At 52.5% G+C, this 9,120-nt stretch carries 12 protein-coding genes; 9 read left to right on the top strand and 3 right to left on the bottom strand.

What is annotated here, in order from left to right; translation table 11 throughout:
* Positions 1 to 56: 56 nt before the first annotated feature.
* From QZR21_RS06410 to QZR21_RS06400, 3 genes are all read right to left on the bottom strand, one after another.
* Positions 57 to 944 carry a hypothetical protein gene (locus tag QZR21_RS06410; RefSeq protein WP_296097916.1) on the bottom strand — a complete coding sequence of 296 codons (888 nt, stop codon included), beginning with the start codon at positions 942 to 944 and terminating at the stop codon, positions 57 to 59.
* Complete coding sequence (locus QZR21_RS06405) at positions 847 to 1,311, bottom strand: lyase family protein (protein WP_296097917.1); 465 nt, start codon at positions 1,309 to 1,311, stop codon at positions 847 to 849. Before QZR21_RS06405 ends, QZR21_RS06410 begins: the two co-directional genes overlap by 98 nt.
* Positions 1,312 to 1,669: 358 nt before the next feature.
* Complete coding sequence (locus QZR21_RS06400; RefSeq protein WP_296097919.1) at positions 1,670 to 3,112, bottom strand: C69 family dipeptidase; 1,443 nt, start codon at positions 3,110 to 3,112, stop codon at positions 1,670 to 1,672.
* 540 nt (positions 3,113 to 3,652) lie between these two features.
* Between QZR21_RS06400 and ylxM the strand changes: the two genes are divergently transcribed.
* The 9 genes from ylxM to QZR21_RS06355 all read left to right on the top strand — a co-directional run bounded on the left by ylxM (position 3,653) and on the right by QZR21_RS06355 (position 8,953).
* Positions 3,653 to 3,976, top strand: coding sequence for a YlxM family DNA-binding protein (ylxM, locus tag QZR21_RS06395; protein ID WP_296097920.1), 324 nt, complete (start codon positions 3,653 to 3,655; stop codon positions 3,974 to 3,976).
* 10 nt (positions 3,977 to 3,986) lie between these two features.
* The gene (gene ffh, locus QZR21_RS06390; protein ID WP_296097921.1) at positions 3,987 to 5,348 is read left to right on the top strand and encodes a signal recognition particle protein; all 1,362 of its coding nucleotides are present in this window, start codon (positions 3,987 to 3,989) and stop codon (positions 5,346 to 5,348) included.
* A gap of 28 nt (positions 5,349 to 5,376) precedes the next feature.
* Positions 5,377 to 5,640 carry a 30S ribosomal protein S16 gene (gene rpsP, locus QZR21_RS06385; protein WP_273095934.1) on the top strand — a complete coding sequence of 88 codons (264 nt, stop codon included), beginning with the start codon at positions 5,377 to 5,379 and terminating at the stop codon, positions 5,638 to 5,640.
* 12 nt (positions 5,641 to 5,652) lie between these two features.
* Entirely contained in the window at positions 5,653 to 5,880 is a 228-nt protein-coding gene (locus QZR21_RS06380) for a KH domain-containing protein (RefSeq protein ID WP_296097924.1), read from the top strand.
* 11 nt (positions 5,881 to 5,891) lie between these two features.
* Complete coding sequence (locus QZR21_RS06375; protein ID WP_296097925.1) at positions 5,892 to 6,299, top strand: YlqD family protein; 408 nt, start codon at positions 5,892 to 5,894, stop codon at positions 6,297 to 6,299.
* Positions 6,238 to 6,798, top strand: a complete 561-nt coding sequence (gene rimM, locus QZR21_RS06370; protein ID WP_363143093.1) for a ribosome maturation factor RimM — start codon at positions 6,238 to 6,240, stop codon at positions 6,796 to 6,798. Before QZR21_RS06375 ends, rimM begins: the two co-directional genes overlap by 62 nt.
* A gap of 83 nt (positions 6,799 to 6,881) precedes the next feature.
* A complete protein-coding gene (trmD, locus tag QZR21_RS06365) occupies positions 6,882 to 7,628 on the top strand; it encodes a tRNA (guanosine(37)-N1)-methyltransferase TrmD (RefSeq protein ID WP_296097929.1) in 747 nt (248 codons plus the stop codon).
* A gap of 2 nt (positions 7,629 to 7,630) precedes the next feature.
* Positions 7,631 to 8,212 carry an RNA methyltransferase gene (locus QZR21_RS06360; protein ID WP_296097930.1) on the top strand — a complete coding sequence of 194 codons (582 nt, stop codon included), beginning with the start codon at positions 7,631 to 7,633 and terminating at the stop codon, positions 8,210 to 8,212.
* A 6-nt stretch (positions 8,213 to 8,218) separates the two neighbouring features.
* Positions 8,219 to 8,953, top strand: coding sequence for a YebC/PmpR family DNA-binding transcriptional regulator (locus QZR21_RS06355; RefSeq protein ID WP_296097932.1), 735 nt, complete (start codon positions 8,219 to 8,221; stop codon positions 8,951 to 8,953).
* Positions 8,954 to 9,120: the final 167 nt, after the last annotated feature.

The following is a 9,120-nucleotide window of genomic DNA, read 5'->3' as shown; positions in this document are numbered from 1 at the left end:
GTGCGAGTGACTCTACCCGTCAACACCGAATACCAACAGCTCGACAAACTGAAATATCACAGTAGCTTCTCAAAGTCCCGGTCCAGCCGGTCCTCTGCTTCTTTCAGGCGGTTCTCCGTATTTTCCACCCAGGACTCGTGGCGGGCGAGGTCTTCTTTGGCCATGGCAATCATTTTGTCAGGCTCTGCCGGCTGGGGTCCCTCTTTGACTTTTCGGTTTGCCACAATGGAAGCCGGATCTTTGGCGTGGTTCCATTCTTCCTCGGTCATAGGGAATGCGGTTGGCAGGTTCGGGTCCTTTTCTGCCACCGCCCGATACACTTCTTTTGCCGTTTCATAGCGGAAATCCCGGGGCGTAATATCGTGGGCCCTGGCGTAGGTGACAATTTCGCTGGCGAAGTGGTGGCCTTCCCGGAAGGGGATGCCATGGTTCTTCATGAGTTCATCGGCGATCTCCTGGGAGCAGGTCCAGTCCAGGTTCAGCTCTTCCAGAGACCGGTCCGGGTGGATGACCAGGTTATTCAGAATCCGGTCCATGCCGGAAAGGACCTTTGTGGCCTGGGGCATGATGTCCCGGGCGCCGTTCAGCCGGCCGTCGGCCATGCCGGCGGGAATGTTGTGGGAGCGGAACATGGCTTCCACCGACATGCCGAGAAGGGTGGAGGCATCGGTGCGGCAGCTGTTCAGGATGCCGGGATTCCGCTTCTGAGGCATGGCGGAGGACACGTAGGTATTGCCGCCTCCTTCTTTCAAGAGTACCCAGGGCCGGGGCTGGGCGTACTGCTGCATGATTTCCTCGATGAAGCCGGTGGTGTGGATGGCGATACAGTTCGTAATGCCCCCGGTTTCAATAGGCGCTTCCTGGGGGGAAGATCTGCCCCGCAGCGTAGGTATTGTAGGTAATGCCGTCGAAGCCCAGGTACGAAGCCATGCGGTCCCTGTCAAGGGGCCAGCCGGTGCCGTTGAGCACCGTAGAGCCCATGGGGCTTCGGTTGAGCCGTTTATAGTATTCCTCCACCCGGTCTATGTCCCGGCTGTAGGCATTGGCGTAGGCGATGAGATAATGGGCCATGCTGTTGGGCTGGGCGGAGACGCCATTGGTGTAGTTCGGGATGAGGGTATTTCTGTTTTCCTCGGCCAGCCGGATGAGATCCCCCTGCACCTTGTCCAGCTCCCTGGCCATGGCGATGAGGTGTTCCCGCTGTTCCATGATGCCCACGGTGGTGAGCATGTCCTGGGACGACCGGCCGGCGTGAATCTTCGTTACGTCCGGCCCTGCGGCCTTGATGAGATAGGGCTCAAAGGCCACCACGTTCCGGGGACGGGGCGCGTTGGGCAGGGCTCCGTCCTTCAGGACTTTGTCGATGCCCCTGGCAAAGGCGTGGCCCTCTTCCGGCGTCAGGAGTCCTTCTTCCGTATTGATGACGTCGGAGGCCTTATTAATCTGGCCCAGCCAGAAAAAGTTATCCCGCGGTGCCTCTTTGGCAAAAGCTGGCAGGGAGCCCGTGGAAATCAGGGCACAGAGAGACAGGGTAAGAATGGATTTTTCATGGGAGTCTCCTTTCAGGTGAATGTTGAGATTGATGGTTGTCCCTATCCACTTGTGTGGCCGTTATTCATATTAGGGAAGGACTGATTAAATCTGACTCTGCTGATTAAGCAGCGCTTCCTTAATTATCGGACCGGGCGAAGGAATTCTTCATTTCCAGACTGGCCGTATAGAGGACCTGGTCCAGGCACTTGTTGGTCTCTTCTTTGGCCATGGCAGCCATCTTTTCGTTGCAGGATTCCAGGTAACCATGGATATCGCCCTCTGCCGGTTCCCGGTCGAACTCATGGAGAAGGGCGGCAGCCCGGTTTGATGTGGCGGCGATGTACCGCTCTATGGAAGAAGAAGTGGAACCGAAGTGGGCGTCTGCCAGGGCGGCGATGAACCGGTTGGCCCAGTAGAACTGCTGGCTGTCCGGCACATTTCCCGTTTCTGCAAGGTACGACGGTGTCTTTGTGACGTTGGCATAGAAGGGAATGAACCCATTGAAGGCATTGCAGCCCATGGCGATCCATTCCACTGCCATCCTGTCCGGTTTTACATAGGGGCGGAGCTGGGTGAGGGCGAGGAAATTATTCCGGTTAATGCCGATGGGACGGTACCGGTTCCGGCTGTGCTCATCACCCCGCCCTCCGTAGCAGTCGTAGGGGGTGCCCTGGTAATGGCTGCTGAGCACGTATTTCACGTCGTCCACGGTGATTTTCTTCTCCGGTACCATGCTCCAGGGAAGGTCATCAGATTCCGGCGTCATGGAAGAGAGGGCGCCGTCCTTTTGAAAACTGTGGGGGTTGAAATAGGAAAGCATGGACCAGGCCCTTGGCGTGTTGTAGGTGTGGTCCGAATCGCTGCGGCTCCCAAAGGCACTGCGGCTGTCAAAGGGGCCTTCCTGTTTCATGGAAAGGTCCAGGTGGTTATCCCGGATAAAGGCGTCCAGGTCCGGAGAGCAGAGGCAGTCCTTTCCTTCGCCCAGGGCATCGGATAAATCCAGGGCATCGATGCCCAGCTGGTTCGGCATGACCACATAGCTATCGTCAGGCACCCGCCTGGCCATCCAGTGGTGGCCGCCGATGGATTCGAACCACCAGATTTCCTCTTGATCCTGGAAACCGATACCATTCAGTTCGCAGGTGCTGCAGGTTTCGAGCAGCTTCCCCAGCCGCAGCACCCCTTCCCGGGCGCTCCGGATGTAGGGGAGCACCAGGGCCAGCATATCCTCTTCCCCAATGCCATCTTTCACGAGGGGATCCGCCCCCAGCACCCGGTCATTGGAGGTGATGGTCTCGGTTTCCGACATGGCTACATTGGCCTCATTGATGCCTGCCTCTCCCCAGAATCCTTCCTCCGGAAGCGCATTGGGCATGGCCGTATACCGCAGTGGTTCCCCGGGAAGGTCCATGTGGAACTTCGTCAGTACCGACTGGTATTTCCGGGGCTGGTCCTTCGGATTCATTACAATAAACTTCTTCGGCGTGAAACTGCCGGAAGGGGAGTCTTCATTCCGGGCCATCATGGTGGACCCGTCATAGGATGCATTTTTTCCAACAAGCAGAGTTGTACAGGGCATAGTAATTCCTCCTCATAATGTATATATTATATTATACTGCTTATACTGCGAAGAAGAGTGGCGACGTCGCCGGTGCAAAGTCCTGTTTTACTCAATGAGAATAGAAAGGTGAAAGGTATACAGACGGAGTCTTACCTCTTTGGTACGAAATATTGTACAAATCAGTCTATAGGTCATTCGATGGCTGGCCTCTGCCTGCTCTGCAGTCGCTGACCAGTCAATTTATTGGCATTTTGATCAATAAATACCTTAGAAAACAATCAGAGCTGATATCAAAAATTCTTATTGTAGTGCATACTGATAAAAATAGACTGTTTCTTATCACAGTATTATTTTAACGGGATAATGTCTGCCACTGAAAGCAGCAGCCCTGAATCGCAGTGTTCACGACCTGAATGGTACAGCAAATGATGCTAACCGGTTATTTTAGGCTCCATTCATATAAATGAACAACAACGGACTGCGTTCAGCTCTGTAAAGCAAATCTGCTTGACAAGCATGCTTTCTTCCTGTATAATGACATCCGTTGTGGTGATTCCTATGTCTATTGAAAACATTGTAGAAAAGGGCGAGCTCCTGGATCAGTATGGAGCCCTTCTGACGGACCGCCAGAGGGAATGCCTGGACCTGTACTATAACGAAAACCTGACGCTGGCGGAAATCGCCGGCCACTTCCATATTTCCCGCCAGGCCGTCCATGATGCCATGCGGCACGGGGAAGAGCAGCTTCTGGCTTATGAGTCGGCGCTCCATCTGGTTTCTTTACGGCCGGAGAAGCAGAAAGCTGCCAGGGCGCTTTTGGGGATGATCCCGGAAGAGCATCGACAGGATGCACGCCAGTTGATTGACTTGTTATCGGATTGAAGGTGACCCTATGCCATTTGAAAGTTTAGGAGATAAGCTGCAGTCAGCATTTAAAGACCTCCGGGGAAAAGGAAAGCTTTCGGAAAGTGATATTGATGGAGCACTCCGCGAAGTACGCCGGGCTCTTCTGGAAGCGGACGTCAATTTCAAGGTGGCTAAAGACTTTATTGCCCATGTCCGTGAAAAGGCCATGGGGGAAGAGGTATTTGGAAGCCTGAAACCGGACCAGACGGTCATTAAGATCGTCCGGGATGAGCTGACAGAGCTCCTTGGCGGTACCCAGAGCAAGATTACCCTTTCGCCGTCGGGATTGACGGTTATCATGCTGGTAGGCCTCCAGGGTGCCGGCAAGACGACAACCGCCGGCAAGCTGGCCCTCATGTTCAAGAAAAAGGGCCACCGTCCCCTTCTGGCGGCCTGCGACGTTTACCGGCCTGCCGCTATCAAACAGCTGGAAGTATTAGGCCAGCAGACGGATGTACCGGTATACCGGATGCCGCCCAATGTGGATCCTGTCCATATTGCCAGCTATGCCATTGATACGGCGAAGGCCTACAATCGGGATATTGTCATTCTCGATACCGCCGGCCGTCTGACTATTGATGAAAAACTGATGGCTGAACTTCGGAATATCAAGGCCGAGGTTCATCCCCATGAAATCCTGCTGGTCCTGGACTCCATGACCGGCCAGGATGCCGTAACTACGGCTAGGGCTTTTGATGAAAACCTTGGCATCGACGGGACTATCCTCACAAAGATGGACGGCGATGCCAGAGGCGGTGCAGCGCTTTCCATCAAGTCAGTCACCGGAAAACCGATCAAGATGATCGGCGTTTCAGAAAAGCTGGATGGGGGATTGGAAGATTTCCATCCTGACCGCATGGCAGGACGCATCCTTGATTTAGGAGACCTGGAGACGCTCATTGAAACGGCCCAGAGGAATATGGATGCAGATTCCCTGAAAGATGCTGCTGGGAAAATCAGAAAAGGGGAATTTACACTGGATGATTTCCTGAAGCAGCTGAAGCAGGTGAGAAAGCTTGGCTCCTTCCAGTCCATCCTGGGTATGCTCCCGGGAATGGGCAAGTTCAAGGACCAGCTGAAGGACATTGACCTGGATGGTAAAGAAGTCAAGCACATAGAGGCTATTATCCTTTCCATGACTCCTGCCGAAAGGGCCAATGTGAAAATCCTGAACGGAAGCCGCCGAAAGCGCATAGCCAATGGCGCCGGCGTGAAAATTCAGGATGTGAACCGCATGATGAAGCAGTTTGCTGAAATGCAGAAGACCATGAAGAAAATGAAAGGCAAGAAAATAAACCCATCCAAGCTGGGAGGCCTTGGCGGCTTCCCCGGGATGTTCCATAAATAATCGAGACCAATTCAAGGAGGTGAATTTCATGTTAAAAATTCGTTTGACCCGTATGGGTGCCAAGAAGAATCCTTTCTACCGTATCGTAGTTATCGATTCCAGAGAAGCAAGAAATGGCGCTCCTACCGATACCATCGGCTGGTACGACCCTGCTAAACTGGATGCTCCGGTAAAGATTGATGAAGAAAAGGTTCTTTCCTGGCTGGGAAAAGGCGCACAGCCGACCGACACCGTTCGTTCTATCCTTAGAAAGAATGGCATCCTTGCTAAGTTTGCAGAAGCAAAGAAATAATGGGGGCCGCGTATGAAAGAATTAGTGGAAACACTGGTAAGGGCTCTGGTAAGGAACCCTGACGCCGTCTCTGTCACCGTAGTCCAAAAGGGCAGCCTGGAGATTTATCAGGTCCATGTTGCCCCGGAAGACATGGGGAAAGTCATCGGCAGGAAAGGCCGCATTGCCAATGCAATTCGCACCGTAGTCAAGGCAGGGGCTCTCCGGGAAAACCGGAAAGTCGCTGTTGATATTATCTGAGGGGTGCCTAAATGGAAGAAATGCAGATCATCGTCCCGGTGGCTGTGAAATCCAAGCTTACCGAGGCTTTAAAGACTACACTGCTCAATGAAATCGGGCAGAATATCAGCCGTGTCGAACATGATATGGCACAGCTTGATTTTGAAGCAAATGGGAAACTGGCTGAACAGGCTAAGATTAACATTCAGGCCGTCGCTCCTCTCCGTGCCCAGTATGAGGCCCAGAAGGCCCGTATGCAACAGGTGAAGGATAAACTGAATGCTGATAAGGAACACCTGGAAAAGCTTGCCATTGGTGCAGAACTCAACCGTGCACCCATGAGCCGTCTTGTGACTGTCCATGTTGGAGACGACATGAATGAACTCACCGGCGGTGAAATTCTGGTTGAGGATGGAAAGATTATCGCTTTCCGTAACTGATATGAATCCCGATGAGAAAATAATCGTCGGCCGAATCGTAGCCCCGCATGGTGTGCGGGGTGATTTGCGTATTCTTCCCGATACGGACAGGCCGGAGATTTTCAAAAAACTCAAAACTATCTATATCGGAGGAAAAGCCTTCCATCTGGTCTCTGCCCGTCCCCATAAGAATGTGTACATCCTTCATGTGGAAGGAGTGGATGACAGGAACATGGCGGAAACCCTCATTTCTAAAGAGGTGGAGGTTCCTTTTTCGGAACTCCCGCCTCGTAGGAAAGGAACCTATTACTACTTCCAGCTCATTGGGCTTTCCGTAGTAACAGAAGACGGTGCTGCCGTGGGGACCCTGAAGGAAATCATGGAAACCGGGGCCAATAACGTTTATGTTGTTGAGAAGCCGGACCATAAGGAAATCCTGATTCCGGCCATACCGTCGTGTGTTCTTTCCGTAGATGTAGAGGCAGGACGGATGACGGTGCGCCTGCCGGAGTGGGAATAGCAGTGTAAGGAAATCATGCAGGGGAAAAGTCCGGCGCAGGATGCAGGGCTCCTGCTGATTCCCTGTTTCAGCCAGAGGTTAACTTGAAAATTGATATTCTATCCCTGTTTCCTGAATTTGTGGAGGCTTTTTTTAACCAAAGCATGATTAAAAGAGCCCTGGAAGCAGGCCTTATGGAAATGGCGGTCACCAATCCCCGGGATTTTACCAAAAGCCGCCATCGTCAGGTGGATGATACGATTTATGGTGGCGGAGCAGGCATGCTGATGATGTGCCAGCCCCTTTTTGATGCGTGCCATCATGTGCTTTCGGAAAAAGGAAAGCGGGATCGAGTCATTTTCCTGTCCCCTGCTGGGGAGACTTTCACCCAGGATAAGGCGAAGGAACTCTATCGGGACTATGACCATCTGGTCCTCATCTGTGGACACTATGAAGGCGTGGACCATCGGGTGGAAGAACACCTGGCGGATGAATTGATTTCCATTGGAGACTATGTGCTCACCGGCGGAGAGCTGGGAGCTATGGTCATCAGTGATGCCGTGGCCCGTATGGTGCCTGGAGTCCTGGGGGATGCAGGCAGTGCCGCCACCGATTCTTTTTATGAACCTATCCTGGAGTATCCGCAGTACACAAAGCCCTATGATTACAATGGGTGGAAGGTACCGGATGTGCTCCTGTCCGGCCATCATGCCAATATTGCCAGATGGCGGCGGAAAGAAGCCCTTCGGCGTACGCTCCATCACCGGCCTGATCTTTTTGGAAAACTCATCCTTTCCGGTGAAGATAAGAAGCTGATGGCGGAAATCCGGGAAGAAGAAAAGGAGGAGTGAAATTGGCACCTGTCTACATAGGTCTCATACACTATCCTATTTACAATAAGCACATGGAAGTGGTCACTACAGCTCTTACGAACTATGACCTTCATGATATTGCCAGAACGGCAAAAACCTATGATGTGAAGCGGTATTTCATCGTGCATCCCGTAGAAGCACAGCGTGAAATGGCCCTTCGTATCATGAACCATTGGAAAACCGGTGGTGGCGTCCATTACAATGCCAACCGCAAAGAAGCCTTTGAGGAAACCGAGCTGGTTCCCTCACTGGATGATGCGATTTCCCGGATCGAAAAAGAGACGGGAAAGAAACCGGCTATTGTCACCACCGACGCCAGGGTGTATCCTAATACTGTATCCTACGCTGCCATGCGCAGGAAAATCCATGAAGAGGACACGCCCATATTCATTCTCTTCGGCACAGGCTTCGGCATGACCAAGGAAATGATGAAGAAATTTGATTATATTGTGGAACCGATTTATGGCGCCGGCACCTATAACCACCTCTGCGTGAGAAGTGCCGTAGCCATCATCCTCGACCGCCTTCTGGGCGAACCCTGGTGGAACAAAAAGGAGGAATAATTTACTATGTCCGGACATTCCAAGTGGGAAAACATTAAGCGTAAGAAAGGCAAAACTGATGCCATCCGCGCCAGAATTACCACCAAGATTTCCAAAGAAATTACAATTGCAGCCCGTATGGGCGGCGGAGACCCGGTAGGCAACATGCGCCTGAAACTGGCTCTCACCAAAGCAAAGCAGAACAATGTGCCGAAGGAAAACATCCAGAGAGCCATTGCCAAGGGCGTTGGCGCTGCCAGCGGTGCCGGCTTTGATGAAGTGACCTACGAAGGTTATGGCCCCGGCGGCGCTGCGGTCATCGTGGAATGCAATACGGATAACCGCAACCGCGCAGCTGCTGATATCCGTCATGCCTTCACCCATCACGGTGGTTCCGTCGGAACACCGGGATGCGTATCCTGGATGTTCAAAAAGAAGGGCACCATCGTTGTCAGCAAGGATGCTTCCGATGAAGACACCGTCATGATGACTGCCCTTGATGCCGGCGCTGATGACGTGGCTACCAATGAAGACAGCTTCGAAATTACCACTTCTCCGGAAGACTTCCTCACCGTATCGGAAGCCCTGGAAAAAGCAGGTATCCCCGTAGAAGCTTCTGAAGTGGCTATGGTTCCGGATAACTATGTGAAACTGGAAGGCGATGCTGCCCAGACCATGGCGCATCTCACCGCTGAACTGGAAGATCTCGACGATGTACAGGAAGTGTACACCAACGCAGAACTGCCGGAAGATGCTGAATAATTCCACTAAAAAAACTCCCCTCGGGGAGTTTTTTAGTGGAAGAAAGAGGACAGACTATTGCGGTTTAACGAGCTACTGTATTCGGCACGGATGGGTAGAGTCATTCGCATGGAGCTTCTATAGTGAACGACAAAAATAACTTTATTTAAAGCTGCACAGGGTTCGAA

The organism is uncultured Dialister sp. (genome assembly GCF_900541605.1).
GTDB lineage: Bacteria > Bacillota > Negativicutes > Veillonellales > Dialisteraceae > Dialister.
Note: the sequence above shows the minus strand (reverse complement) of the source record. Positions and strands in the feature narration are given on the sequence as shown.